We start from the raw sequence: 26449 nt of genomic DNA, 5'->3' as shown, positions 1-26449 counted from the left end.
ATAAATCAAGACCCCAAAATTCGGGTTTAAATCGTAAGCCGCAATTCAATATTGGCTCCTTGTCCCACTTCAGACCGGATGGCAATAGCGGCATTAATTTGTGCTGCCCTGTTTTGCATATTCCGCAAACCGTTGCCCATTTTTACGGTTGCCGGATCAAATCCTTTGCCATCATCAGTAATCTCCATGATTAGGATATTAGGAGCTTGTTTGATGAACCGAATAGTAAGCAGTGTACACTCACTATATTTAGCCGCATTGTTTACTGCTTCTTTAAAAATTAGGAATACACTCTTGCGGACTATCGGGTCAAGGGCAATGAATGATTTGTCTGAAAGATTGTCGTGAAATTGAAAATTGATGTCCAGCGGCTCGCAAAGCTCTATTGCAAAACCCTTCATTCTGGTCAGCATGCTTTCAAAATTGTCGTTCTCAGGGTTTATCGACCATACAATATCACTCATGTTTTCCATGGTCTGCCGTGCCTGATGGCTGATCGCTTTCAGATGGTCTATTACAAAATCGGCATCTTTATTTTTTACCAGAGCGGTCCGGCTGCTGATATCAATACTCGATAACTCAGATCCGATATCATCATGCAGGTCGCTTGCAATCTGTTTCCTGATATTGTCTTCCACAAAATATTTAGTCAGCTTTTTCGTACAGGTGTCCGCTATCCTTTGTAGCAGTTTTAAATGACGCTTGGAATAAAAGTGTTTTTTGCGGTGCTCTGAGTCAATAATTCCTAACAGTTTTCCGTTGAGTATAATGGGTACCGTAATTTCTGAAAACCTCGTCTGGTCGTCGACGATATAACGTGGATCCTTGGTTGTGTTACCGATGATTTCAGGTTTTAAGGAGGCAGCAACTGATCCTACAATACCCTTACCCAAAGGTATTTCAATCTTGTTAGCAATCGTAAATCCATCTGGGTTTTTAGGGCCAAAAGCCGCTTTTTGAACCAGCATTTTTCGATGATCATCATACCCGTAAATAACGCAATCCTCAAAATTGAGCCGGGATATACAGTTTTTGGCAATGTCCCAGAAGACATCATCCACCGTGTTTTGGTTATACAATGAAGTAGCAAAATAGTTGAGAATTTTTTCTTCTTTTATTCTTTTGCGGGAGCGATACAACCATATCATTGCCCAGGCAAGAGCTAGGCCTAATATGGGTGCTAGGAATCCCCACTTGATCCGGTTGTTTTTTATTTGCAGAAGTTGTATTCGGGCCTCCTTTTTTTCAGCTTCATATTTTTCCTTTATTTCGTTAGTGGCTGCTATTTTTGCATGGATATTGAATGAATCCTTCAGAGCACCTGTTTGTTGCGAATAACGAAAAGCTGCTTGCCAGTTTCCCGATTGCCCATGCATATCGGTAAGGGCTTCCGAAATTTCAACTTGGAAGTTCAGCATATCAAGCGAATCGCTCAATGTGTAGGCTTCTTGCAAATACTTTTCCGCTTCGGAATACTGGGATAATAAAGCGAGCGTCTTACCCATATTAAATGCCTCATAAGCAAGATCCCCTAAATTATTCGATTTACGAAAATGATGATAGGCATTGGTATAATGTCCGAGTGCCCGCTGGTATTCTTTTTTCATGAGGTAAGAATCCGCAAGATGTTCCTGTAACATGGCTTTTTGATAGGGAGAAGCGTTATGTTTATCAGCCAGTTGAATACCATGCAACAGAACCTGTAAGCTGCTGTCTGGCTGAGTCATGCTTCGGTATAGTATGCTCAGACTTACAATGACATCTATATATTTAGGATAATTCTGCTGCAATTCGAATCCCCTTAAAGCATCTTTAAAATACTTTGCAGCTTTTTCATTGTCACCAGATTCTCTGTAGATGATCCCCAACTGTCTTTTACTATGCGTCAACAAACCGATATCTTCCAAAATCTTACTAAGAGAATCCGCCTGAAGAATATACTTTAACCCCAGGGTGAAATTGCTTTGCCGCGTATATACTTCCGAAATATTTATATTCACCCTGGCTATGTCACGTAGGCTGCCCTGATTTGTGAATAGCTTCAGCGACTTATTAAGATAGAACAATGATGAATCCAGATCACCTTTATGCATATAGGCCCAACCAATTGAGTTGTAAGCATTGGCTGTTGCTGAAGTGTTGTTATCGGATGTGTGTATAAGCTTTCTAGCCAGCAGCAATGCTGAATCGGGATTTGTAAAGGCCAGCTGGAACGCTTCCGAAGCAGTTTTAAAGGCAATAGTATCATCTTGCCCGTAAGTAGATGAGGCAATGAAACACAGGACAACAATCCAAAGGTATAACGCCTTGTAAAATATGTGCTTATGATTAAGTGTCATGAAGCGGATTTTTCAGGTTTAATAAACTAAAGTACAAAAAAAAACGGAATCCAGATCTTGAACAAAAAAGGAACATTAGTACGTATTATAGTGTCCTCTGGCGCCAACTAATTTATCAGTGCGTTAGTTAAATTAGGTTTTTGTTGAATAAAACGACAATGAAACCGCCCCCTTGTTTCGGATCAAACTGTAACCCTGAGAGGCTGCCGAGAATGGTAGCGAATGCCCCACGAAGTCTTATTAAAGATAATTAATTCTTAACCCACCGAACCTGCACTAAACAAAAGTAGCTCAACCCGTTTTCATTCCCTTCACCCGCCTTTTCAGCGCAAAACAAACCTTCAGATTGGACTGTTTTTATAGACGTTTTAACGCAGCTCTAATAATCCCATTTAAACTTCGACGCTTAGCAGCTAGTAATATTCTTAAAGATAAATTGATGTCTCCGGACTTAGAAAAGTGGCTTGAGAGGTAAAAAGTGGTCAGTTTTGTCTAAACTCTCATAACCCAAAAAAGTCCCTCACGTGCAGCGAAATTAATAAATAATTTAATAAGAGTTTTTTACATAAAACACCACAAATTGCCTAACTATCATTAGCAGTAAGCGTTCATTTAGGAAGCTTTTTGCAACCATTAAATTTTCCATACGTACCATTCGTAAAATTAAATCCATCCACATTGTGGGCAAACATTTATCTTGACTAATCTTGATCGCGCTCATATATACTTTTTTCATAGCCCTTATATGAGCGCTTCCCTCAAAATTGTGCAACAAAAAGCAGGAGGAACTGAAAGTATTATGAAATAGCTATAAACAGAAGGTTTGCTGGCCAGATTTTTACCATCCTTATTTTTATCATCCTGACGCCTTCATCTAAACAGTTTTGTGAATCTTATGAGGACATTCTTTTTTATCATTTTTGAAGATATTACCAAGTTTTTCTCTCTATTTCTTTATTCTGAAGAGTTCTTGGACTTCCCAGAACTAAAAAGGTAATGAATTGTAAAAAGTTGTTTACAGAGTTTTGATAAAACGTTTTAGTTTCTATCTTTAGCATAGATAACCTCGGTCATCTTAACCAATGTAAACATGCGATTTTTTATTTCCATCCTTACTGTTTTTTGTTTAACGGGGTCTGTTGAAGCTCAGGATTCTGAGCTTGCCTTTCATAATTTTAACCGGTCTTACCTTGATTCCACAGGGATTTATCGGGTAGATCCTGGGAAGAATCAACAAGTTGCAGCTATCTGGACGCAAGCAATTTATTGGGATATGGCCATGACTGCTTATAGCAAGAGCAAAGATAAATCCTCGAAAGATTTAATGAATAAAATTTATCAAGGTAATTATAAACACTACGATGGGTTTAACTGGAATAATACGGATGTCTGGTTTATTTATGACGATATTATGTGGTGGGTCATTTCTTTTGCTAGGGGTTATCAATTGACCGAAGATCCTGTTTATTTGGCCCATGCCATTTTGGGTTTTGATAGGGTTTGGAGTGGAACGCCAAAACTTGCAGATAAGGGTGCCTTTGATCCCCAGCGGGGCGGGCTATACTGGGGATGGAAATCCGATCAACGTGGCAAGACCGCTTGCATAAATTATCCAGCGGTGGTGGCCGCAATGTTGTTGTATGATTCGACCAAAGACGATCTTTATTTACAAAAGGCCAAACAGGTTTATGATTGGTCTTACCAAAATCTTTTCGATCAATCTCTGGGAAAGGTTGGAGATCATCAAGTTCCTGGTCAGAAGACCAATTGGACCGTTAATCTGTATAATCAGGCCACTTGTATCGGGGCTGCCGTTCTTTTATTCGAGCAAACCAAGGATAGAAAATACCTTGACCATGCTAAGCTTTGTGCAGATTATGTGATGCATACTATGGCGGATGATCAAGGCATATTGCCTTTTAAAAATGGCATAGAGCAAGGAATTTATACCGCAATTTTTGCGCAATACATCCAACAGCTTTTTCCTTATGATTCCTCGGGAATCTACCGAAAATGGATCAAAAAGAATACTGATTTGGCTTGGAAAAATAGAGATAAAAATGGATTAATGGGCAAGAATTTTCACCATAAAACTCCAGATAAAAATGAAGTTTATGATGCTAGCGCCGCGGTGGCTTTGCTACAAATACTAGACTAAATCGTACTTAAATTAATGATAAAATCAACGATGAGATACCTAAAGAAAACGAATGCATTTTTTGTTCTAATGGTTTTGCTGTTCTGCAATAGCTTACTAACACACGGACAATCTCAGATTAATTCCCTCAGGGCACCGGCCTATCCCTTGATTACTTTGGATCCGAACGTGAGTGCCTGGTCTTATTCGGATAAGCTCTATGAATCGAGCCCCGCACATTGGTCAGATAAGAAACTTCCTTTGATGGGTGTATTAAAGGTTGGGCAAGAATTTTATAGATTCATGGGTACAGAAGAGCTCGATCTTTTTACGCTTGTCCCCTCGGGTGAGGATAAGCCCTGGCAAGGGAAATACAGCACTTCAGTATCAGCCGAAGATTGGGCTAGCGTGAATTTTGACGATTCCTCTTGGAAAGATGGAAAGGGCGCCTTTGGTACGCTTGAAAACGAACCCTTAAGTAAGACAAATTGGACCACCGAAAAAATTTGGGTACGAAGAGTCATTGATTTAAAAGAAAATCTATCAGACAAAAGTATTTTTCTGGAATATTCCCACGACGACGATACGGAAATTTTTATCAATGGAATTCGTGTGCTTGCTAAAGGCGGTACAGGTAAAAACAAGAGAATAAAAATTCAGGGTGAAGCGTTAAAAAGTTTGAAGAAGGGTAAAAATGTCATTGCTGCTTATTGCTTTAATGGGGGTGCAAATGGATTTTTGGATTTTGGTTTATTAATGGAGCGTAGTGATGGAGCCTTTTTTGGAAAAACTGCTCAGCAAATCAGTGTGGAGGTTCAGCCTATGCAAACACATTATGTATTCAAATGTGGAGAGGTGGAGTTAAAATTCACTTTTACTGCCCCGCTATTCCTAGATGATTTGAATTTGTTAAGTAGACCAGTGAATTATCTGTCCTATGAAATAAAGGCAGATAAACCACAACAAGTGGAATTATATGTAGAGCTTTCCCCAAATTGGGCATTGCATTTACCAACTCAGGAGTCCATCTCGGAGAGCTTTCAAAAGAACGGGATTTCCTATTTAAAAACAGGGTCTAAAGCGCAAAAGATTCTTGAGCGCAAAGGAGATCATGTTCGCAACGATTGGGGGTATTTTTATTTGGCCAGCGATTCTGAAAATACATCTGTAAAAACAGGGACAAGTACCGCTCTAAGAAAATCTTTTACGACCGGAGTCGCAAGCAAAAACCACGAGCTGACTGGAACAAGACAACTCGCCCTAAGCCAAAAAATTCAGCTAAAAAATTCAGCCATTAAAGGAAGGTTCGTTATTGCTTATGATGATGTGTATGCTATCCAGTATTTTGGAGAGAATTTGAGACCATATTGGAATAAAGATGGCAAAAGTAATATAGAAGAGCAAATAAAGCTTGCTTTCTCTGATTATGATCAAATCATTCAGAAAAGTGACGCCTTTGATGCAAAATTCATGAAAGATTATCAAAAGCATGGAAGGGAATATGCTGAGTTATGTGCGCTAGCCTATAGACAGGCCATCGCGGCGCATAAATTGGTGGAATCCCCGAATGGAGATCTACTTTTACTCTCAAAGGAAAACGATAGTAATGGATCAATCGGTACAGTGGATGTTACCTACCCCTCAGCCCCGTTGTTTCTCTACTATAACCCTGAACTGGCGAAGGCTTTGGTTAATTTTATTTTCTATTATTCAGAATCCTCAAAATGGCAGAAGCCTTTTCCTGCTCATGACATAGGAACCTATCCCATTGCGAATGGTCAAACCTATGGTGGGGACATGCCTGTTGAGGAAAGCGGAAATATGCTGATTTTAAGCTATGCGATCGCCCGGGCAGAAGGCAACGCAGAGTATGCTAAAAAGCATTGGAAAGTATTAACTACTTGGGCTGATTATTTGGTTGAAAAGGGGTTGGATCCTGAAAACCAGCTCTGTACAGATGACTTTGCTGGACATTTCGCTCACAATGCAAACTTATCGGTGAAAGCGATCCTGGGAATTGCCTCCTATGGTCATTTAGCTAAAATGATGGGACGTGAGCAAGAAGCGAATCAGTATTTGGGCAAGGCAAAGGAAATGGCCAAACAATGGGAAGTGATGGCGAATGATGGTGATCATTATAAGTTGACCTTTGATAAAGCGGGAACCTGGAGCCAGAAGTACAATTTGGTTTGGGACAAGCTTTTGGGAATGGGAATCTTTGATCCACAGATCATCCAAAAAGAAGTGAAGTATTATCTCGGAAAACAAAATAAATATGGATTACCATTGGATAACCGTGAAACATATACCAAAACAGATTGGATATTTTGGTCTGCAACTATGGCGGATAATGCGAATGACTTCCAGAAATTTATTAAACCAGTCCATCGTTTCATGAATGAAACAGTAGATCGGGTTCCGATGTCTGATTGGGTGTTTACGGATAAAAATGAACGCAGAGGTTTTAAGGCAAGATCAGTTGTAGGTGGTTACTTTATAAAGATGTTAGAAGATAAAATCAAGAAATAGATTTAGTTAGATTTGGTTGTTTTTGAATCGTGAACCTACTCGTTTGCCAAAATGAGTAGAGATTCTATCCACAATTGGGTTGGCGTGTGCGCGCTAGCCCTTTTGTTTTTATATCATGGACGTCTCCCTAGTGGAGGACCTTGATGGTATTTTACAGTAACACAAACTCAACCATAATTTAAGGTGAGCGGCGATGAAAAAGATGCTAAATATTATTCTTCTCCAACGATAAAAAGAGCAGAGGCTATCTGATCAGCCATCAACTTTCCTGTTAAACTCAGTGTAAAGACCTTGTTGTCCCAGAGAAGTACTTGCTTACTTTCTAGGTAAGGTTCAATATTTTTAAGGAATTCATTCAGGTAGTCTGATCCGAAATTTTGCTGGATGGTTTTTTGATTTACTCCCCATTTTGTTCGCAAGGAAGTCATGATGTATTCGTTGTATTGATCGTTTTTGCTTAAAACTTCTGTTTCCAAAGGAAGTTCTTTGATGAGTATGCTTTGGATGTAACGTGCATTATTTGCAATATTCCATGATCTTGATTTGCCATTATACGAGTGTGCTGAAGGGCCAATTCCTAAATAGGGCTCTCCTTTCCAGTAGTTGCTGTTGTGTTTGGCAAATCTTTCTGGTTTAGCAAAATTAGAAATCTCATATTGCTCATAGCCTGCATTAAAAAGTGTTTCAATCAACATGATCATTTGGTGAGCACTTTGCTGCTCATCTAATGCGGGTGTTTTCCCTTTACTTATCATGTGATCTAGAGCCGTCTTTTTTTCAACAGTCATCGCGTAACTTGAGATGTGCGGTACCTCCAATTCAATTAAGGTTTGCATATTGGAAGACCATTTTTCATCACTTAATAAAGGAAATCCGTAAATTAGATCGCAAGTGATATTTTCAAATCCTGCATCTTGAACTCTCATGATAGAAGATTTTGCCTGTTGAGCATTGTGGGCTCTATTCATCCATGTCAAATCTTCTTGAAAGAAAGATTGAATGCCTATACTGAATCGATTAATGGAGGATGATTTTAATTCTCGGACCTTCTGAGGGGTTAAATCATCTGGATTTGCTTCAAGTGTGATTTCTGCATTAGCACTAATGTCAAAATGCTTGGAGATTCGATCGATTAATATACTGATCTCTGATTCTTCTAACACCGAAGGAGTGCCACCACCAAAATAGATGGAATGAATGGTCTTTTCTTCAAGATAATGAGCCCTAAGGTCAATTTCCTTTAACATGCATGTTAACATCTCATTCTTGTATTGCATGGAAGTGCTAAAATGAAAATCACAATAGTGACATGCTTGTTTACAAAAAGGAATATGGAAATAAATCATGGGTGCCCGCTCAGTTCTTATGAGACAAAGGTACTGATTTAAGCAGAACCATTTACATTCATATTCTGTAACTTTTGATCTGTGATATTTATATCAATACTCCAATAGTAACTGCATCCATCGAGACAATAACTCTGTCATTTTTCCAATATTCAGAGTCGTCCGTATGATATCCCTTTAGTCGATCTAATACAGAATACCTCTCCCATAAGAAATTCACATATAAATTTTGTGTTCCATATTATCGATGTAGCCGTAATATTGTCTTCTGTAATTTTTTAGGTTTTTATGTATAATTGGACAGCCATCCCTTGATTATACCTAGGATCGTTTGCGTACTTTATATATTTTTTGAGAATTTCTTCAGCTTCATTAATTTCTTGTATAGTTGGAGTAAATCTATTTACACTTAAATTACATAGAAAACAATCGGCATCTTTTGAAAAAATTACACTTTCTATTTTCCCTTTTTTTATCAATTCGGCATTTGAATCGAGCGATTCTATATGATAATATAAACTTTTATATGAACAGTTCAATAATATTATTAAGTAAATAATGAAGTTTTTTGGTTTCATTAAGTAGATAATTCTGTATACAAAATAAACAATAATGTTGTTGAATCATTCAATTGTCAAAAAAGAATAAAGAAATCTATGTTTTTTAATTTGTTGTTTACAAATTGTAACGTATTGAAATTTAGTTAATTAAATGTTCTTGGTGCCCGTTTTTGATGTAACAATGGTAAGGAATTAGCATGTGCAAATATTCATACAGAATTACTAAAACCTTTATGTATATCTTTTAAGATGCTTATAACACTATCAACTGTTGAATCTTCATTTGATGGATGAACCATTAATCGTACAAATGCACTGTTTTCTCCCACTTGTATATGTTTTTCTAAAATATTATTAAGTCTTACTACTAAACCCTCGTTGCTATTTGCAATTTTTCTCATTTCTCTTCCTAATACAATAAGGCCAATGCTTTCGAAAACTATACTTTTTGTTTCATCAAATAAATCGTTATGATGTTCATATATCATTTCGTCATTTAATGTAAAAAAATGAATAACTAGATTCGAGATATCAGTAGCATCTTTTTGACGCTGTTCCGGTCTATCATCGTAAGCGATGAACTTGAGCAAGGCTATTGCAGGTAATGTTGCTACTTTGAACGAATGTCCGGTCTCAAAATCTACATCTTCTATCCCATTATTGTATACCTCTATTAATCCATCTATACGAATGCTGGTCATGCCTTGTCCACTAACAGTGACACTTCCGTCATCTTCAATTTCACCAAATGGTAATATATCCACTTGCGTATCATCTGGGGCAATCAGAACAAATGCATTTTCTCTATATGGCGTGAATTTTTCTGTATCTATAAGATACACTCTGATCCGCTGGTATTCATCGTGATTACTCACTAATACAGCATAATCAACATCTTTTGTTGTTCTAAAACTTATGCTACCTTTTTCGTACCATACCTGCCTAGCTAATGCGCCTATTAGGTAAAAGTCTATATTTAATTGATTGAAGCTACGCTCCAATATATCAAATATATGTTTAAGTTCTCCGTGTTCATATTAGTAAAAATCAGTTTTTAAATAGCTGTCAAAAATCAATTCTGCAACTTCTATATTTCTTGGATCTTGACTAAGGATTAGATCAGCATATATTAATATTGGCGGGGCATAGTCTCTCTCTAAATTATCCGTTTCTTGCCAAAAATGTTGTATGATTTCAATATCACCTTTAGAGTCCGGTACAAGCATCATTTTTTTCACTAGGTCCATCTTTGATAATTTGGTGTAAAGTGTTTTTATTTCGGGTTCAATATAATTTGACATCAGGTTCGCACCAGCTTCTCCTCCCCATACATCACCAGGCACAAGCTGTTGCTCTGTCCAATGCTTATTATTTTTTAAAATCCGATACCGCCCTATCTTTAGTTTAGGCCTTAATGTCTCGCCATAACCTGTGATCCATCGGTCTAGTAGCTCTCGTTTACGCGTTAGTATATATTTATTTTTATTTTTGGCGATTAGATAACCAGCTTCTTGTAAGTTATTTATGACTAAAGGGACATTGCCTAATGCTACATTTGCTCGATGAGCAATTTCCCTATAAGTCATATTTAAAACGTTCTTTTTAGTGAGTAACAAAAACACTATTTTCAGTCCTGTAGGAGTAAATGCTCTGTTAGGTTTTTCTTTTTCCAATGTTGGTATTCTGTTTCCCTCAATAAAAATATAGTAGTTCTTATTGCGGAAATAAAAATTTCCAGCTATGTCTAAATACGCTATGTTTTCTTGTCTTAGCATTTCCTTAGCTTTAGGAAAAATGTTTTGTGCTAAGAGTAAGAACGTATCATTTACGTAAGCTCGAGCTCTAATTTGTGTTAAATGTATATTGCGGATTTCGTTCTTTACGTCCGTTTTAAATTTAATTCGATTTTCGCCAAAAGCAATTGTCAATATTCCATCTATCCCTGTATCTTCAGTATGTTCTAAGAACTCCCACTCTCCATGTATACCTGCTACATTTTCGAGATTGTTCAATGCTTTATTTACCGTCTTGATTTCCTGTTGAGTTATCATTTGTTCATTTTTTTTAATCGTTCACGTTACGTGAACAAGCGAATTTAGTGAACATTATTAATTAATCAAAGAAATATTATATAAGTAATAAAAACTACAACTAGACACATTTGTCCAACGCAATCAAGGTAATCCTCAAATATTCTTAAAAAATAATTTGGATTGGATTAAAGGTGGGGAATTTTCTTCAAATTTAAAAAACAAGCTTACACAGATATACGAAAATCGATGGAATGAAACCAACAATCACTATTATATCAGGGTTGGTCAAGAATCGGAGACACCTGTTTTTAGAAATGAATCTGCTTATGAAAATATGCCATATCCCGATGCAGGATTTCGTTTATTGTCATTAATGCGTTACTGGAATATTATCCAATATTATTATCCATATAGAAATTTAATAGAAAAAAACTGGGATAAAGTTTTTGAGGAATATCTACCTCAGTATATTCTTTGCAAAAACGAGCTAGAGTACGAGTTAGCGACTTTAAAATTAATTTGTGAAATCGGGGATTCTCATGCTAATATATGGTCTGGCGCTGACAAAATAGACCAATTAAAGGGGAATTACTTCTCCCCATCAAAAGTTGAATTTATAGAAAACAAACTGGTTGTAACAGGTCACTTTGGAGTAGCTCCAAAAATATATACCCCTTTTAAAATTGGGGATATTATCACACATATTGATGATAAAACAGTAGAGTATCTTATAGATAGTTTAAAAATATTTTACTCCGGATCTAATGAGCGAACAATAAAAAGAGATTTAGCGCACGAAATTCTAAGATCAGTAAATAATAAAGTGAAAGTTAACTTCTTAAGCGGCGGACACCCTGTTGAAAAAGAGATTATATTATATCCAAGAAACGAGCTAAATATGTTGGACTATTATAATAAAAAGTCGAGGGAGAGTTATTTTAAAGTTTTAGAATCAAATGTAGGATATATTAATACAAGTTCTTTTTCACCAAAGCATATGGCTGAATTAAGGGAAAAATTGAGATCTACTAAAGCAGTAATAATCGATTTAAGACACGCAGTACCGGGGGCTAACATATATCAAGCATTAGGATCATTATTTGTTGATAGTTCTGTCCCATTCGTTAGTACAGCGGTTATGAATATGAATAGGCCAGGTGAATTTATTTTACGGTCACCACATAAAATCCACCCATTTGGGGATACGTTTAAAGGGAAAGTAGTTGTGCTGGTAAATGCAAATACGCAAAGCTCACAAGAATATACAGCAATGGCACTTAAAGCAGGATTAAATACTACTTTATTGGGTAATGCTACCGCTGGAGCTGATGGAAATATGTCTAGTTTTCACTTACCAGGAGGACTATCCACTTCAATTTCTGGAATAGGCATTTTATATCCGGATGGAAAACAAACACAAAAGATTGGTATTATTCCAGATGTTTTTGTAAAACCAACGGTTGATGGAATCAAGAAGGGAAAAGATGAACTATTAGAAAAAGCTATTGAAGTAAGCAAGAATTAGCGAATTGGCCAGTGTTTTTGAAACCTGTTAATAAATTGTTTCAATTCAATTGACGATTTTGAGTCCTGTAGGGGTAAAAGCTCTGTTTGGTTTTTCTTTTTCTAATGCAGGGATTTTGTTACCCTCAATAAAAATATAGTATTGCTCATTTCGGAAATAGAAATTGCCGACAATATCTAAATACGCTATGTTTTCTTTTCTTAGCATTTCCTTAGCTTTAGGAAAAATATTTTGTGCTAAGAGTAAGAACGTATCATTTACGTAAGCTCGAGCTCTAATTTGTGTAAATGTATATTGCGGATTTCGTTCTTTACGTCCGTTTTAAATTTAATTCGATTTTCGCCAAAAGCAATTGTCAATACTCCATCTATCCCTGTGTTTTCAGTATATTCTAAGAACTTCCACTCCCCATGTATACCAGTTACGGCTTCGAGATTGTTCAAGCTAGATTTACGATCTTGATTTCCTGTTGAGTTATCATTTGTTCATTTTTTTTAATCGTTCACGTTACGTGAACACTCCGGTTATATGTAGGTAAATTGAAAAGCTATGGGATTAAGTCACTTAAATTGGTTGTGTAATACTGTATTAAACGTTAAAGTTTATAATCTGTATTTTAAAGTGATATATTCAATGTTATAGTTGTTTTTTTAAAATGGTTTATTTATTTTTGACGCACCAATCCTATTGTATGAGCAAAGAAAGAGAAGTAGCACATTTTTTAAAAGACTTCAAAGATAAAATGAAGGTTTGGGATGTACTCTTTCGTGAGGATAGAGGGAAGAATGTCCAAGCATTGGTAGATTTAGAACTTCGCCCCATAGATCGTAAAGATAAATTGGAGGCACTCGAAATTTTGGACTATAGTGAAGGTCCCCTTGAAGAAAAACTCTATGGAACTGCTGATATGTGGGTGTTTGGAAAAATTATTAAAAAAAAAGAAGTGTATATCAAAATTACAATGGGGTCAATGGGTAGCAGTGTTATTTGCATTTCCTTTCACTTGGCTCAACACAAAATGAACTATCCTTTAAAACAAATGATATGAAAAGTCCAATCACAGGTAAAGAAATGTTAATGATCAAAGAATGCAGATCAATGGAGTTCAGAAAGGAAACATTTGAAATTGTTTTCCACTATTTTAAATGCAAGGATAGCGGAGAACACTTTACAACCACAACATTGGATGAAGTGAATATCAATCAGATATATAACCAATACCGCGATAGATTCAATATTCCATTTCCTGACGAAGTCGTTAGAATACGCGGAAAATATGATTTATCTGCTGCTAAGATGTCTGAGATTTTAGGATTTGGTATAAACAGTTATCGCCAGTACGAAGCAGGGGAAATGCCAAGTGTAGCAAATGCCAAATTGATTCAAATGGTCAAGGATCCAAAAATTTTCATCGAAATGGTAACCTTATGCGGTACATTAGAAGATAAACTCAAAATTAAATATATACAAAAAGCACAATTATTGGTTGAGGAAGAGAAAAGGAATATCTTCAATTTAAATCTTAAAGATTACTTATTGGGTAGACATTTAGCAGATGTTTTTTCAGGTTACAGAAATCCAAACTTGGAAAAATTCACCGAAATGGTGGTTTATTTTTCATTCAAATTATCGCCATTCAAAACCAAAATGAACAAACTTTTGTTCTATGCAGACTTTTTAATGTTTAAGGAAAGTTGTTTTTCCATCAGCGGAGTGCGTTACAAAGCAATAGATATGGGACCTGTGCCTAATAATTTTCAAAGTATATATGAGTACTTAGTTAATAATAATGAAATGGATGTTTTTACCACGGAATTTCCACAGGGTTATACAGGTGAACGATTTGTAGCACGAAAAGATAGACCGTTTAATCCAGATTTGTTTTCAGAAAATGAATTGAAAACAATGGAAAAAGTGGCGGCTGCATTTAAAGAAACAAGTACAAAAGACATTATTGAATTAAGTCATTTGGAAGAAGCCTGGAAGAAAAACGAAAAAGGCAAAGGTGTAATTAGTTATGAATATGCCTTTGACTTAAATTAAAGTTAAAAAATTAGAAAACTCTCTTTGTCGTCAGACAGCAGGTATAATTTTCAATCCCATGATTCTTATTTGAGATTCCAGCGGAAAGTATTATGTGATTGGAGATCACCGCTCAGTTATGAGGGTTATCCAAATATTCCTCCTAAACTCATAAAGTACATTGGATCACTAACTCAAACAACTACCAGACCAACAATATAGAATATTATCAGACTGATAGTGATCGAATTATCGAATAACTTTTAGGAATGATTGTTTTTTTATTGGCTACTTTTTTGTTAAACTAATGATTATACTAAAGAATATTATTAGTGCCCTTTACTCTTCTGATTTAAGCTATTCCATTAATTCGTAAAAGTTTTTTTGATAATGATAGACTGACATATTTTGAAAAAATTATTTAAAAATCAAAGTCAATCAATTTATTGTTTCCATGAAACGTTAACGGAAAATAATCCGTATTTTAAGTAGACAACATACATAGTACGTTAAAAAAATAGTGGATTTAGATTATTTTTCTTACATAAAGTTAATTTTTATGTAAGTATTCACTTATCTTAGTAATTGTTGCAAATTACTTAACTATGAAGCTGTCCATCATTTTTATTTCCATTCTGTTCCTTTTTAGCTGTAAAAAAGATGATCCTTCTGAAAATCTGAATGATCGCGTCTTAATTACTGATTTTTCTTATGTAAATCCTAAAGGCAAGAGTTTTTCGGACTCGATCATTTATTTACCGGCTGATGGATTTATTGTTGAAATGGACGGGATATATGATGGGTATAATGGCGCTACTTTTAAAAGTAATTCCCGAAGAGAATATAAATCAGGAAAAGGAACACCAACTCATCAAGATGTTTTTATTCAATGGAAACTTATGGATTTATCCAATGGATCAATTGTATCCACCGATAGTCGGAATGAACTCACATTGAATATATATAAAGTGGGTAGATATAAATTAACTCAATACGTTTATGCAAACAATGATGATAGGGAGAGGTCTATTCATCCTTTAGATTCTGTCTCCAAGGTTCTAAAAGTTGATGACCTATTTCAAATAGATTCCGTCCTAGTGGACACGTTATCCTTTAGTAGTCCCTATCTCAATTGGGGACTAAATAAGAAAGAGTCTGTAGATGCCTTCGTGTCTATATATAAACATAAAAGCGATATGATTACGGGCAAGGAACCTTTATTTAAGACAGACCTGGTAAAGGACGTTAATGGAGAGGGTGCTGGGTTGAATTTTAAAATTCCTCAAAAGAATTTAATTCCTAAAATCCATCGCACAGAAGATGAACAAGAAAACGTTTTAATCCAGCTTAATGTTTTGCAGGACGATAAGTCCTATACGCTTATTGATAATGATTGGGGATTAATTTTTAATCATTTAAGAAGTGGATACTATTCGAAAGATAAATCTAAATTATTAGAAGAGCAAAGACTGAGGTTTGGAAATATGACATTGAAAATCAGCTCGTCCTATAAATTTATGGAATAAGACAAGAGGTTGGATGAATTTTAATTTGAGAAGAAAGAATTTGGTATTCATACCTACAATCATGTCGAAAATTTACGTATTTAATCTGCTGTTCATAATCGCTCTGCTAGCAGGTTGTGATAAAACTAAAGAAACTCCTGTTCCGGTCCCAAAAGTGTACGAATTTCTGCTGAAAATAACAGACGATCAAGGTAACAATCTATTAAATACCTTGCAAAAGGAACAAATGGGCTTTTTCCTTAACGTAGAAACTTCGCAAGGGATTACAATGCGTTCTTCAACCCGGATGATTGACGTAAATCAACAAAACATCTTAAGGATAGAGGCTGCCAGCGGACCGAATGAAATCATAAATTCGATTAATTATACGATCCATCATTCTACTATTACCAAGGGAAAGGAAGTTAGATTAAAAACAGATTGGATTTTTGAGAAAAACAACATGAAAATTACCAAGGTTTTTTTTGATAATAAAGAAATTAAGCCAATGAATTCTAATGGTTTTATGTTTAATCAGATTTATGAAGTCCAATTAAATGGATCAGATTCTGGTAATAGATTTTAATAAAATAGAACTTTAACTAATTTTTGATGCTGTTTGATAACTTTAATCATTTAACTAATTAATTTGAAAAAGGTATTTGCTAATGGTCATCTCCTGAGTAAATCCACATGGGCGTAGTTTGACCAGCTTGAGTAAACCCTGCTTTTGTGTAAAAATCGATAGAATCTTTGTCCGCTACTAACATTTGCATGTGGATATTTCCATAGGTTTCTTGCATTTTTTTCATAATTAATTTGCCGATACCCATTCCCTGATGAGATGGTAATACCAATAGATGAGGATAATAAACAACTAAATGACCATCGGAAATGGCGTTTCCTAATCCAACTAAAGTATCCCCTTGCCAAGCCGTAATTAATGAATGAGAATTTTCTAGAGCTTTCATTAGCTCGTTTGGTTTGTTGGCAGAACTCCATTTGTTATCCGTATAGAGTTTAATTACTTGATCAATTGGAAGATTTTTATCTTCAGATAATGTCAGATTCATTCGTTTGGCTATTCGTGTTCGTTTATCAAATCTTGAAAGAAAGTCGAATTTAAACAAATCGCTTACATATACGAACAATCCAATCAGATAATATTGCTGTTAGTGCTTAAGCTATCCCATTTATTCGTAAATTCTGTACGTGTTTCCGAGTCAGATTAATATCTATCTCCCAGTAATTACTGCAACCATCAAGCACCATTACTCTATCTGTTTTCCAAGCTTTTGATTCGTCTTTATGGAAACCCTTTAGCCTATCAGATAACCTATACCTTGCCCAGGAAAAATTTACATAAAGTAATCTATTCCCATTTCTATCAAGATAACCGTAGTATTGCCTTCTGTAATTTTTTAGATTATTATGAATAACAGGACAGCCATTTCCCTGGTTATGCATGGGATTATTAGCTGATTTTATGTTTGCTTGTAAAATTTCTTCAGCTGTATTTATCTCATCAATTGTTGGCGTAAATCTTTGTTCTCCAAGATTACAAAGGAAACACTCTGCGTTTTTGGAGAAAATAACACTGTAGATTTTTCCATTTTTAATTAGTGTTGAATTTGAATTGTACTTTTCAACAACATGGAAAGAATGTTTACATGAACATGTAATCAAGGCAATGGAAAATAGGCAAAGACTCCAGAATTTCATTTTTTTAATAACTGGTTAAGAATAAAATAAAGATAAATTAATGTGTTTAAAAATGATAACCAATTTTCAGTAAAAAAGAAATAAATGTTTCCTGTTTGTTGCTCGTACTGTCCTTAATCAGAAAGAGTATACTGAAATTTCACTAGAGCGTGTTCTTTCAAGTGTGTGATTATGATCGTTTTAAGTAATTAATATTAATCGTATATTTAAATTAATATTTGCTTAACACCGGGTTAATGTTGCATCCTTAGCTTCGTCCCGGTAAGAATTATATCCTTATTTTATTACCTGTATTGACTAAAAAAGATGAAAAAAATGACTTCAAGGTATTACCGTAGTTCTGCATGGACGGCGAGAGCCTGTCTCTTGTTGTCAGGGCTCGGCTTCACACCTGTGTTTGCAGGCTATTTATCCAAACCTTTAGAGGTAGTCGAAATCACTCAGCAAAAATTTACGGTTTCGGGCTACGTAATAGATGATCATGTGCGTACGCCGTTAGCCGGTGTCACAATTCTTGTTAATGGGACTTCTGTCTCCACAACAGACAACCAAGGTAGGTTTGAGATTCAGGTGTCTGCCGATCAGCAGGTGACATTTCGGATTGTTGGTTTTCAGTCCTTAACCAGAAAATGGTCAGCGGCTGCGAGCAATGTGGCAATTTCTTTACAACATTCGGATGAACAAATTTCTGAGGTTGTGGTGACCGCTCTAGGAATCAAACGTGAGGAAAAATCATTAGGCTACGCGGTAAGCAAAATTTCTGGGAAACAAATGACAGATGCCGCATCAAGCAATTGGGTAGATGCGATGAAAGGAAAGGTTGCTGGGTTAAATATTAGCCAAGCCAGTTCAGGTCCGCTGAATACCGCGCGAATTAATTTACGTGGTGACCGTTCGCTTGACCCTGCAAAAAACGAAGCCTTAATTGTAGTGGATGGAATTCCACTGGTGAATGGTCGTTTTAGCTCCGGGGTTACAGATGCCTATGGAGCGGGTTCGAGCGGTGCTGATAAAGATGTACCGGTTGACTTCGGTAATGGGTTAGGTGATATTAATCCAGACGATATTGAATCAATTTCAGTATTGAAAGGTGCAGCTGCTACCGCTTTATATGGGAGCCGTGCCGGTAATGGAGCGCTCATTATTACCACCAAGTCTGGAAAAAGGAATGGCAAGGGAATAGGGGTAACTGTAAACTCAAACAGTAGCTTTCAGAATGTGTTAAAATGGCCTGAATTTCAATATGAATATGGGCAAGGTAATTTGAATCGTAATGCTGATGGGGAGCTCTATTATTCGTATGATCTGAGTGAAGACGGAGCAAGTACACGTGGCACTTCAAGTGCTTGGGGACCTAAGTTCGATGGACAAAGTTATTTTCAGTATGATCCGGAGCTTGAAGGGAAGGGGTTAACCCGTACACCCTGGGTACCTTATGAAGATAATGTTAAAGGATTTTTTAGGACAGGGGCAACCTATATGAATAGTGTAGCTTTCGATGGAGGTTCCGATAACTTTACCTCTAGAATGTCTTTAACTCACACCAAGAATGAATGGATTATGCCAAATACTGGGTTTGAGCGATTGGTGGCCTCGTTTAATAGTTCTGCTAATTTAAGCGATAAGTTAAAAATAAATTTCAAAGGAAATTACACCAATAAAAGCAGCGATAACTTGCCAGGGACTGGGTACAATAACCAGTCTATTGCCTATTTTATGATTTTCCAAAATCCAAGCATTGATTTGGATTGGTACCGTCCGATGTGGATGAAAAATCAAGAAAATGTTCAGCAGATTCATCCCTTTAGTTCATATATCGAAAATCCATTTATTATTGCACACGAGATGACGAATAGCTTGGTGAGTAATGGCTTTGATGGGATGTTGCAAGGAGCATATACCTTTAACCCAAAATGGGAGATTATGTTAAGATCTGGGATAAATATGCGATCAGATAGACGTGAACAACGTCGCCCTTGGGATACGGCAAATTTTCCTAAAGGATATTATAAGCAACAGGATTTATTCTATATGGAATCCAACACAGATGCGTTGTTATCATTTAACGATAATTTAGGCGCTGATTTTAAGATCCGTACCTCATTAGGAGGGAATGTGATGAAACAGGACTTGAAAGAGGCAATGGGCGTGGCACGCGGATTGAACTTGCCGGGGATCTACAAGTTAAGCAATGCACTCACTAATTCACTCGCTGATGACAACAGTTTGGTGCGTAAAGAGATCCAAAGTATCTTTGGATTGGTGAACTTATCTTGGCAAGATAAGATCTTCTTGGATGTAACGGCACGTAATGACTGGTCCTCAACACTCCCCTCTGATAACCGTTCGTACTTTTACCCCTCAGTAAGTAGTAGTTTTGTGCTCAGTGATTTGATGAGATTGCCGGCAGCGATTTCATTTGCTAAGCTCCGCTTGTCTTGGGCGCAGGTAGGTAATGATGCTGATTCATATCAGACTTTGAAATATTATTCATCCTCCGTATTCCCAGGTTCAGCAGAGGCACCTTCGGTATTGCATAATGCTTCATTAAAACCTGAAATTTCAACTTCTACAGAGGCGGGTCTAAATATTGCTTTCTTTGATAACCGACTTACTGCTGATATTAATTTCTATTATAACCGTTCTAGAAACCAGATTTTAAGGGTGCCATTAGACATTACAACAGGATATAGCTCGGCAATCATCAACGGAGGATTAATACAAAATAAAGGATGGGAGCTCAGCTTAACAGGGACTCCGGTAAGAAATGAAAATTTTTCATGGAATTCAACAGTAACTTGGGCAACGAACGAGAATGAAATTTTGGAGCTCAGTGAAGGTGTAGAAACTCCTCAACAAATTATCTCCTCAAGTGGGTCAGGTGCCGCACAAATTATAGCGACCGTTGGGGGATCAACGGGTGATTTATGGGGGTATGGATTGGTGAGAAATAATCAAGGTGATGTGATCATTGATGCAGGTACAGGACTTGCTGTTCGACCAGAAGATAAAGTGAAGATTGGTAATGTGTATGCGGACTGGCGCGGAGGGTTTCACAACGAATTCCGCTATAAAAATGTCTCGTTAAGCGCATTGATTGATGGGCAATACGGTGGAATTGTTTATTCGCAAACGCATCATAAAATGACCGAGCAGGGTAAACTAAAACATACTTTGGTAGGACGTGAGACTGGAAAAATTATAGGAGAAGGTGTGATTGATAATGGCGATGGTACATTTTCGCAAAATTCAAAAGAAGTAGCCATAAATACATGGTATAGTGATTATTACCGTAGAGCGAACGTGGAAACGAATAGCTTTAATGCTTCTTACCTAAAATTGAGAGAAGTACGTTTAGAACTCAGTTTGCCTAAATCATTGGTATCCCGTTGGAAAATGAATAGTGCATCAGTGGCGGTGTTCGGAAGAGACCTCTTTATGATAACAGATTTTCCGATGTACGATCCTGAGACCGCGGCGCTTAACGGAGCAACGATTATGCCTGGGGTAGAAATGGGGCAGATGCCAAGTACAAAAACATACGGTGTGAATTTAAGGGTTAACTTTTAACTGGAGGAAATAAGATGAAAATCAAACATATAAACAGTGTGTTGCTGGCGACTACCTTAACGGTGGCTAGCAGTTGCACAGATCATTTCGATGAACTCAATACAAATCCAAATAAGATTGAACAGGTTACGCCTAGTTCTTTGGTGAGCCCAACGGTGTATGGTATGTCCACGTATTTTACCGTAAGGAGCAATGCCTTTACTTGGGAAATCATGCAAACAGGCCTTTCCCATCCAAGCGCAGCGAATGGCATTCACCGGTATTACTTTACCGAAACTAGTGGTAATGGGACATGGAATACATGTTATCAATATCTTCGGAACATTCGCGAGATGGAACAAGCCGCCAAGCGTATAAATAACCCGGTGTATGAAGGAGTCGCAACAACCTTGAAAGCATATATTGTCGGAATTTTGACGGATAGTTTTGGTGATGTTCCGATTTCTGAAGGATTACTTGCCGAACAGGGAGTAACGCAACCAAAATTTGATACTCAGGAGCAAATTTACACGGAGATGATTGCTGAACTCGAACAGGCAAACATCCATTATACCAATGAAGGTGTAATGGAAGGCGAGGATATTTTATATAATAATGACAAAAAACTGTGGCGAAAATTCAATAATTCGTTATTGTTGCGGTATTACCTACGCCTTTCTAAACGTACAGATGCTTATCAAAAGATTAAGGAAATTTTAGACAAACCAGATCAGTATCCTATATTCACCTCAAATAAAGAAGCCGCCATGGTAAGCATAAATGGTCTCTCTCCTTATGATTATGCTTGGGGTAGAAGACAAGATTATGTGAACTTCACAGCGATGGCCGATTTTTTTGTGGACAACCTAAATGAAATGAATGACCCTAGACGACCATTCATTATGACAGAAGCAAGCCGGCTTGTTAATGGTACTGTTGAACGTATAGGGTATCGCGGGATCCAAGCGGGCCACTCGGGTGATCTTACTGGATTAGACTATAATCCAAGTACCCCTAATGGAGACTTGATGTATCCAAGTACCATTGGTACAGTGATCAAGGAAATTATTATGCCTTATTCTGAAGTTGAATTCATCAAAGCAGAAGTGTATTTAGGATTGGGACAAAACGAGCTCGCTAAACAGGCCTATGAAAAAGGTGTAAAAGCTTCTGTAGAGCAATACGGAGGGACATTACCCAACGATTACTTTTCCAATGAATTAGCGCAGTACGATGGGACGCTTGAGCGAATTATGTTGCAAAAATATATTGGGCTGTTTATGGTTGACTACCAACAGTGGTTTGAATACCGTAGAACAGGGTTTCCAAAATTGCCAAAAACGGACTTTATGTTTTACGATGGGGTGATGCCTTCGCGATTTATGTACCATGCAGATCCGCGAAGATTTAATCCAGATAATTATGCTAAGGCGGTAGAGCAGATGGGCGGTGATGATTTCCATACGAAAGTATGGTGGGAGAAATAATTCCGATACACTATAAAACAACAAGGTCTTTGCAAAAACAAAGGCCTTGTTGTTTTTATAGTGCATTGCTGGAGCGATTGCCTAGACTGTTAAATGGAAAATGTAAAATAAACTTGTCTTTATGAAAAGTTTATTTATCTTTATGTTGCTTTAAATTTAACACAATGGATAGACGATCCAAGAGCTTTGTTAAGCTATTTACTTTCCAACGATATGTTGGTATTTTTTGTATTATTATTGGGATTCCCATTCTTTTTTTAGATCCAAATAAGGGTTCTGAAATGTTGTTATTGGTTGGTCTTTTTACGTTGTTCACCGCTTCCCAAAAACAAGAAGATGAGAGATCGGTAAGTTTAAAAACATCATCATTATATACCGGGTTTATTTTAGCGTATGTTTTTAAGATTCTGAGTTCAAATCTGTATTCCCATCATCTTTTTCCTATAGAAATGACAGCAATCAATCATTTTATGATATTGGTGTTCTCTCTTTCTTTATTAATTTATTATTTCAGATTTTATTCCTTCAGGTAATTGACCCGAAATGACCAATTCAATAAAAGTAGAACGCGCAAAAAAGAACATTACCCAGGCGCAGCTGGCCGAACAGGTAAATGTTTCACGTCAAACCATTAATTCGATTGAAATTGGGAAATTTGTTCCCTCCACTTTTCTAGCTTTGAAAATTGCCAAGTTTTTCGAGACGACTGTGGATGAAATCTTCAAACTTGAAGAAAAAGAATTTTGAGCAGTACACTCCGTCTATAGAAGCAGAAGCCAATAGACCAGGCTAACAACGCATTTTTACCAGAGAGCAAATCCTTATTTTGACCCTTCGTTAAAAAATATATACAGACCATCCTTACCAGCCACAATAATGTCCTTTCGTCCCGTGTTTTTCAAATCATGAATTGAAAAATAAATACCAGCGCCTTTTCCTTGATCCACGGGACCATAACTAATTATGTTTTTGGTAAATGACTCCCCATTCCATTTAAAATAGTATAGACCATAAGGGTCGTTTGCTCCAGGGTCTGCTCCATTATGGGCTCTGTAGCGTTTTCCGGTGATAAGTTCGCTTTGGCCATCGCCATCTATATCCATCCATTCCATGGTGTGATATTGTGAGTTGTTGGGGTCTATTGGATGTTTAATCCATTCCCGTTTACTGTTAGAACCTATTTTTTGTTCATACCAATCCAGACCATAGCCATGACCTTGACCAACAATTAAATCGTTAAGTCCATCTTTGTTTATATCCACTACTAACATTGGAACGCTGGCGTCTCCAAACTCAAATTCTTGATGTAAGATCCATTTTGCGTTCTGGCTTGTCGGTGCCTGAAGCCAGCCGTTATTAACAATAATATCGTCTTTTTTATCTCCATTGATATCACCGAAGCCTAAACCATGACCTTGCGTTGAGTCAACATCTATTTTTGTGAATTTTCCAATTCCTTTTCCCTGTGAATTAGTTTGTAACTTATAGTACTTTAGTGCAAGACCAGGCGTGTTAGGAATTATCTCAATAATTCCATCCCCGTCAAGGTCCCATCCTCTTGCGGTCTCAATATTTCCTGTTTCATCAATAATATGCCGTTTCCATGGCCCGTTTGTTCCAGGATTTTCCAGCCAAAAAAGCGTACCTGCAAACCAACCGCCGGTTACAACGTCTATTTTTCCATCCCCATTTACGTCCAATGGAATACTTGAAAAGTCATCCCAATATTCTTGAACACGGTTAACCTCTGCAATGAAATGTCTTTGGATGAAAAGTGGTCCTTGGTACCAGAAGGCCCCAGAAACTAGATCTGCTTGACCATCCCCGTTCACATCCAGCACACCGACGGATTCGTAGGTTTCTGAAGATACTTTCATCTTGGTGAAATGCAATGGTCCCACAGGGGATACGTTGTTCTGATTTTGAGCAGAAACGGATAATATATATCCCAGAGAAATAATCAGTGATAGGGTGTAGCGCATTAAACAAGATACCCATCAAAATTTGTTTAACCATCATGGGGTGTCATGTTGTTTTTGAAAGGTCCTTATTGCTGTAACTATTCCATAATTTAAAGAAAAGAGGGTAAATTATCGATTTAGTTTATTTTTGATTTCCCCACACGAGTATTTTGGTTATATTTGGGTACGTTAAACCAATTAACCAGTATTAGTCTATGGATGGATATGAGAAACTTCATCAGGAATTAAAAAGATTAATTTCTGATTTAGCTCAAGTTGATTTGCTCGATTCTCGGGCTCCTCAAGAGGAAAGATTTCTTGAGGTGATTAATCAATCTAAATATTATATCACTGTACATGATGTTGAATATTTTCGACCGCTTTGTGTGAACGAAAAAATGCGGGCCTTCTATGGGTTCCAAAAACAGGTTCTAAAAGGTTTTGACCATTTTTATTATTTGCAAACCATTCACACCTCTACCTATCATGCGCTTATCGAATCTATTTCCTTTTTTCGAAAGGATAAACAGGGGATTCTTGATCTAAATTATAAACTCCGGGATGCAAACAATTCGTGGAAATTAACCATGGGTTCAACCACGACTATTATCAGAGATGAAAAGGATCGTCCCAAGGTAGCCCTTACGGTGATGGATGAGCTCTCAGGAGGAGTGGAGCCTTCGGTGTATTCAAACTTTACCTCACTGACCAAAAGAGAGCGGGAAATTGCGATGTTGTTGGCTTCGGGTTTAAGCAAAAAAGAAATAGCCGATCAATTATTTATTTCCTCGGACACGGTGGTAACGCATACCAAAAATATTTACAAAAAACTCAAAGTGAATAAAATATCGGAGCTCAGTAAACTAATCGAACTTTTCGATTTTCAAGCCTTAACTTTTGATAAAAAATAAGTGCTATTCAAAACTATAGGGAGACCATTGAGAGCACACCCTTTACTTTGTAAATTGTTTTTACGGAATCTTTGTCGATACTTAATTCGTCAAAATCATCTGAGTTCTTTGCAACCAAACGCCATTGGTTGTCATTTCCATCCCTGATAAAGCGTACGATGTTCAAATGATCTGATATAACCAAATATATATCACCGAAAATAACAGCGTTTTTATCAACTTCTTTAACAAAAACAATATTTCCGTGTTCAATCTCTGGTTTCATTGCATCGCCGTGGTTTACAAACGCAAAATCACTTCCCGATAGCAATGGGATTTCCAGTTCATGAGCAACCGGTAGGCTAGATAAGTCTACTGCAAATTGATCTGGACTAATATTGTACAAGGGTATTTTAGTGGTTAACTCCTTGTCTTTTGACATAGGTCCCTCTCCGGTAATCAACCAAGTTTCATTAATCTCTGGAAAGCGACTCGTAATAACTCCTGCTAAATTTTTGCTAATAGCATAATTCCCTTTTTTTATTTGATAAAGGCGTTCCGATCGTTTTAAGCCAATTTCTTTTGCAAAAGAATTGACATTTAAACCCAAATATTGTATTACCTGTTCTAGACGTTCCCAATTAGTCATTGTGGATATTATAAATAATGAAGCGATGTTTTTAGCTACTTCGTGTTAAAGGCAAAAATAAGGCCAAAAGATTAGAAAACGAAAAAAATTGTAAAAACCAATAAATTATTGAAATATACAAATTAATATTGTATTATTGTCGAATTATTAACCAGGTATAAGGAACAATTAACCAGATGCCAGAAGTTTACTTCG

22 protein-coding genes are annotated in these 26449 nt (G+C 36.7%); 12 read left to right on the top strand and 10 right to left on the bottom strand.

All coding sequences use genetic code 11. From position 1 onward, the window contains the following. Positions 1 to 26 precede the first annotated feature (26 nt). A complete protein-coding gene (locus tag AC6CHH_RS11290; protein WP_498282868.1) occupies positions 27 to 2339 on the bottom strand; it encodes a GAF domain-containing protein in 2313 nt (770 codons plus the stop codon). 1090 nt (positions 2340 to 3429) lie between these two features. Between AC6CHH_RS11290 and AC6CHH_RS11285 the strand changes: the two genes are divergently transcribed. Together AC6CHH_RS11285 and AC6CHH_RS11280 are read left to right on the top strand one after the other, a co-directional pair. Next, positions 3430 to 4497 (top strand): glycoside hydrolase family 76 protein, encoded by a 1068-nt coding sequence (locus AC6CHH_RS11285; protein WP_498282866.1) that lies wholly within the window; start codon positions 3430 to 3432, stop codon positions 4495 to 4497. Positions 4498 to 4527: 30 nt separating this feature from the next. After that, entirely contained in the window at positions 4528 to 7005 is a 2478-nt protein-coding gene (locus tag AC6CHH_RS11280; protein ID WP_498282864.1) for a glutaminase family protein, read from the top strand. Positions 7006 to 7217: 212 nt separating this feature from the next. Here AC6CHH_RS11280 and hemW read toward each other — a convergent pair whose 3' ends face one another. From hemW to AC6CHH_RS11265, 3 genes are all read right to left on the bottom strand, one after another. Further along, positions 7218 to 8351, bottom strand: a complete 1134-nt coding sequence (gene hemW, locus AC6CHH_RS11275; protein ID WP_498282862.1) for a radical SAM family heme chaperone HemW — start codon at positions 8349 to 8351, stop codon at positions 7218 to 7220. A 769-nt stretch (positions 8352 to 9120) separates the two neighbouring features. Continuing rightward, a complete protein-coding gene (locus AC6CHH_RS11270; protein WP_498282860.1) occupies positions 9121 to 9912 on the bottom strand; it encodes a nucleotidyl transferase AbiEii/AbiGii toxin family protein in 792 nt (263 codons plus the stop codon). Positions 9913 to 9948: 36 nt separating this feature from the next. Continuing rightward, positions 9949 to 10962, bottom strand: coding sequence for a type IV toxin-antitoxin system AbiEi family antitoxin (locus AC6CHH_RS11265; RefSeq protein ID WP_498282858.1), 1014 nt, complete (start codon positions 10960 to 10962; stop codon positions 9949 to 9951). 157 nt (positions 10963 to 11119) lie between these two features. Between AC6CHH_RS11265 and AC6CHH_RS11260 the strand changes: the two genes are divergently transcribed. Further along, positions 11120 to 12469, top strand: coding sequence for a S41 family peptidase (locus AC6CHH_RS11260; protein ID WP_498282856.1), 1350 nt, complete (start codon positions 11120 to 11122; stop codon positions 12467 to 12469). A gap of 45 nt (positions 12470 to 12514) precedes the next feature. On the opposite strand, the gene AC6CHH_RS11255 is transcribed toward AC6CHH_RS11260, so the two are convergent. After that, positions 12515 to 12676 (bottom strand): hypothetical protein, encoded by a 162-nt coding sequence (locus tag AC6CHH_RS11255; protein ID WP_498282854.1) that lies wholly within the window; start codon positions 12674 to 12676, stop codon positions 12515 to 12517. Between the two features lie 50 nt (positions 12677 to 12726). Then, complete coding sequence (locus tag AC6CHH_RS11250) at positions 12727 to 12912, bottom strand: hypothetical protein (protein ID WP_498282852.1); 186 nt, start codon at positions 12910 to 12912, stop codon at positions 12727 to 12729. Positions 12913 to 13160: 248 nt separating this feature from the next. Between AC6CHH_RS11250 and AC6CHH_RS11245 the strand changes: the two genes are divergently transcribed. The 4 genes from AC6CHH_RS11245 to AC6CHH_RS11230 all read left to right on the top strand — a co-directional run bounded on the left by AC6CHH_RS11245 (position 13161) and on the right by AC6CHH_RS11230 (position 16582). Then, the gene (locus AC6CHH_RS11245) at positions 13161 to 13517 is read left to right on the top strand and encodes a hypothetical protein (protein WP_498282850.1); all 357 of its coding nucleotides are present in this window, start codon (positions 13161 to 13163) and stop codon (positions 13515 to 13517) included. Further along, positions 13514 to 14512, top strand: coding sequence for a type II toxin-antitoxin system antitoxin SocA domain-containing protein (locus tag AC6CHH_RS11240; protein ID WP_498282848.1), 999 nt, complete (start codon positions 13514 to 13516; stop codon positions 14510 to 14512). Before AC6CHH_RS11245 ends, AC6CHH_RS11240 begins: the two co-directional genes overlap by 4 nt. Positions 14513 to 15096: 584 nt before the next feature. Next, positions 15097 to 16017 (top strand): hypothetical protein, encoded by a 921-nt coding sequence (locus AC6CHH_RS11235; protein ID WP_498282846.1) that lies wholly within the window; start codon positions 15097 to 15099, stop codon positions 16015 to 16017. Between the two features lie 61 nt (positions 16018 to 16078). Further along, positions 16079 to 16582, top strand: a complete 504-nt coding sequence (locus AC6CHH_RS11230) for a hypothetical protein (protein WP_498282844.1) — start codon at positions 16079 to 16081, stop codon at positions 16580 to 16582. A 79-nt stretch (positions 16583 to 16661) separates the two neighbouring features. Here the strand turns inward: AC6CHH_RS11230 and AC6CHH_RS11225 are convergent, their stop codons facing one another. Further along, entirely contained in the window at positions 16662 to 17069 is a 408-nt protein-coding gene (locus AC6CHH_RS11225) for a GNAT family N-acetyltransferase (RefSeq protein ID WP_498282842.1), read from the bottom strand. 106 nt (positions 17070 to 17175) lie between these two features. Continuing rightward, positions 17176 to 17718 carry a hypothetical protein gene (locus AC6CHH_RS11220; protein ID WP_498282840.1) on the bottom strand — a complete coding sequence of 181 codons (543 nt, stop codon included), beginning with the start codon at positions 17716 to 17718 and terminating at the stop codon, positions 17176 to 17178. A gap of 315 nt (positions 17719 to 18033) precedes the next feature. Here AC6CHH_RS11220 and AC6CHH_RS11215 point away from each other — a divergent pair, with 315 nt between their 5' ends. From AC6CHH_RS11215 to AC6CHH_RS11200, 4 genes are all read left to right on the top strand, one after another. Further along, positions 18034 to 21288, top strand: a complete 3255-nt coding sequence (locus AC6CHH_RS11215; RefSeq protein ID WP_498282838.1) for a SusC/RagA family TonB-linked outer membrane protein — start codon at positions 18034 to 18036, stop codon at positions 21286 to 21288. Between the two features lie 14 nt (positions 21289 to 21302). Further along, positions 21303 to 22754: a SusD/RagB family nutrient-binding outer membrane lipoprotein gene (locus AC6CHH_RS11210; RefSeq protein ID WP_498282836.1), complete on the top strand. Its 1452-nt coding sequence runs from the start codon at positions 21303 to 21305 to the stop codon at positions 22752 to 22754. Positions 22755 to 22918: 164 nt separating this feature from the next. After that, positions 22919 to 23287, top strand: coding sequence for a hypothetical protein (locus AC6CHH_RS11205; protein WP_498282834.1), 369 nt, complete (start codon positions 22919 to 22921; stop codon positions 23285 to 23287). A gap of 10 nt (positions 23288 to 23297) precedes the next feature. Next, positions 23298 to 23501 (top strand): helix-turn-helix transcriptional regulator, encoded by a 204-nt coding sequence (locus tag AC6CHH_RS11200; RefSeq protein ID WP_498282832.1) that lies wholly within the window; start codon positions 23298 to 23300, stop codon positions 23499 to 23501. 74 nt (positions 23502 to 23575) lie between these two features. Here AC6CHH_RS11200 and AC6CHH_RS11195 read toward each other — a convergent pair whose 3' ends face one another. After that, positions 23576 to 24736 carry an FG-GAP repeat domain-containing protein gene (locus AC6CHH_RS11195; protein ID WP_498282830.1) on the bottom strand — a complete coding sequence of 387 codons (1161 nt, stop codon included), beginning with the start codon at positions 24734 to 24736 and terminating at the stop codon, positions 23576 to 23578. A gap of 194 nt (positions 24737 to 24930) precedes the next feature. On the opposite strand from AC6CHH_RS11195, the gene AC6CHH_RS11190 reads away from it, so the two are divergent. Beyond that, positions 24931 to 25626 carry a helix-turn-helix transcriptional regulator gene (locus tag AC6CHH_RS11190; RefSeq protein WP_498282828.1) on the top strand — a complete coding sequence of 232 codons (696 nt, stop codon included), beginning with the start codon at positions 24931 to 24933 and terminating at the stop codon, positions 25624 to 25626. Positions 25627 to 25639: 13 nt separating this feature from the next. Here AC6CHH_RS11190 and AC6CHH_RS11185 read toward each other — a convergent pair whose 3' ends face one another. Further along, entirely contained in the window at positions 25640 to 26254 is a 615-nt protein-coding gene (locus tag AC6CHH_RS11185; protein WP_498282826.1) for a S24 family peptidase, read from the bottom strand. Positions 26255 to 26449 lie beyond the last annotated feature (195 nt).

Source organism: Sphingobacterium sp. GQ94, assembly GCF_059758715.1.
Note: the sequence above shows the minus strand (reverse complement) of the source record. Positions and strands in the feature narration are given on the sequence as shown.

What these genes read in the sequence shown, in the direction of transcription:
- AC6CHH_RS11230 (WP_498282844.1), top strand. Translation starts at nt 16,079, where the DNA reads ATGTCGAAAATTTACGTATTTAATCTGCTGTTCATAATCGCTCTGCTA.
- AC6CHH_RS11290 (WP_498282868.1), bottom strand. Translation starts at nt 2,339, where the DNA reads ATGACACTTAATCATAAGCACATATTTTACAAGGCGTTATACCTTTGG.
- AC6CHH_RS11235 (WP_498282846.1), top strand. Translation starts at nt 15,097, where the DNA reads ATGAAGCTGTCCATCATTTTTATTTCCATTCTGTTCCTTTTTAGCTGT.
- AC6CHH_RS11265 (WP_498282858.1), bottom strand. Translation starts at nt 10,962, where the DNA reads ATGATAACTCAACAGGAAATCAAGACGGTAAATAAAGCATTGAACAAT.
- AC6CHH_RS11205 (WP_498282834.1), top strand. Translation starts at nt 22,919, where the DNA reads ATGGATAGACGATCCAAGAGCTTTGTTAAGCTATTTACTTTCCAACGA.
- AC6CHH_RS11195 (WP_498282830.1), bottom strand. Translation starts at nt 24,736, where the DNA reads ATGCGCTACACCCTATCACTGATTATTTCTCTGGGATATATATTATCC.
- AC6CHH_RS11210 (WP_498282836.1), top strand. Translation starts at nt 21,303, where the DNA reads ATGAAAATCAAACATATAAACAGTGTGTTGCTGGCGACTACCTTAACG.
- AC6CHH_RS11215 (WP_498282838.1), top strand. Translation starts at nt 18,034, where the DNA reads ATGACTTCAAGGTATTACCGTAGTTCTGCATGGACGGCGAGAGCCTGT.
- AC6CHH_RS11200 (WP_498282832.1), top strand. Translation starts at nt 23,298, where the DNA reads ATGACCAATTCAATAAAAGTAGAACGCGCAAAAAAGAACATTACCCAG.
- hemW (WP_498282862.1), bottom strand. Translation starts at nt 8,351, where the DNA reads ATGATTTATTTCCATATTCCTTTTTGTAAACAAGCATGTCACTATTGT.
- AC6CHH_RS11220 (WP_498282840.1), bottom strand. Translation starts at nt 17,718, where the DNA reads ATGAAATTCTGGAGTCTTTGCCTATTTTCCATTGCCTTGATTACATGT.
- AC6CHH_RS11285 (WP_498282866.1), top strand. Translation starts at nt 3,430, where the DNA reads ATGCGATTTTTTATTTCCATCCTTACTGTTTTTTGTTTAACGGGGTCT.
- AC6CHH_RS11280 (WP_498282864.1), top strand. Translation starts at nt 4,528, where the DNA reads ATGAGATACCTAAAGAAAACGAATGCATTTTTTGTTCTAATGGTTTTG.
- AC6CHH_RS11185 (WP_498282826.1), bottom strand. Translation starts at nt 26,254, where the DNA reads ATGACTAATTGGGAACGTCTAGAACAGGTAATACAATATTTGGGTTTA.
- AC6CHH_RS11240 (WP_498282848.1), top strand. Translation starts at nt 13,514, where the DNA reads ATGAAAAGTCCAATCACAGGTAAAGAAATGTTAATGATCAAAGAATGC.
- AC6CHH_RS11245 (WP_498282850.1), top strand. Translation starts at nt 13,161, where the DNA reads ATGAGCAAAGAAAGAGAAGTAGCACATTTTTTAAAAGACTTCAAAGAT.
- AC6CHH_RS11225 (WP_498282842.1), bottom strand. Translation starts at nt 17,069, where the DNA reads ATGAATCTGACATTATCTGAAGATAAAAATCTTCCAATTGATCAAGTA.
- AC6CHH_RS11190 (WP_498282828.1), top strand. Translation starts at nt 24,931, where the DNA reads ATGGATGGATATGAGAAACTTCATCAGGAATTAAAAAGATTAATTTCT.
- AC6CHH_RS11255 (WP_498282854.1), bottom strand. Translation starts at nt 12,676, where the DNA reads ATGCTAAGAAAAGAAAACATAGCGTATTTAGATATTGTCGGCAATTTC.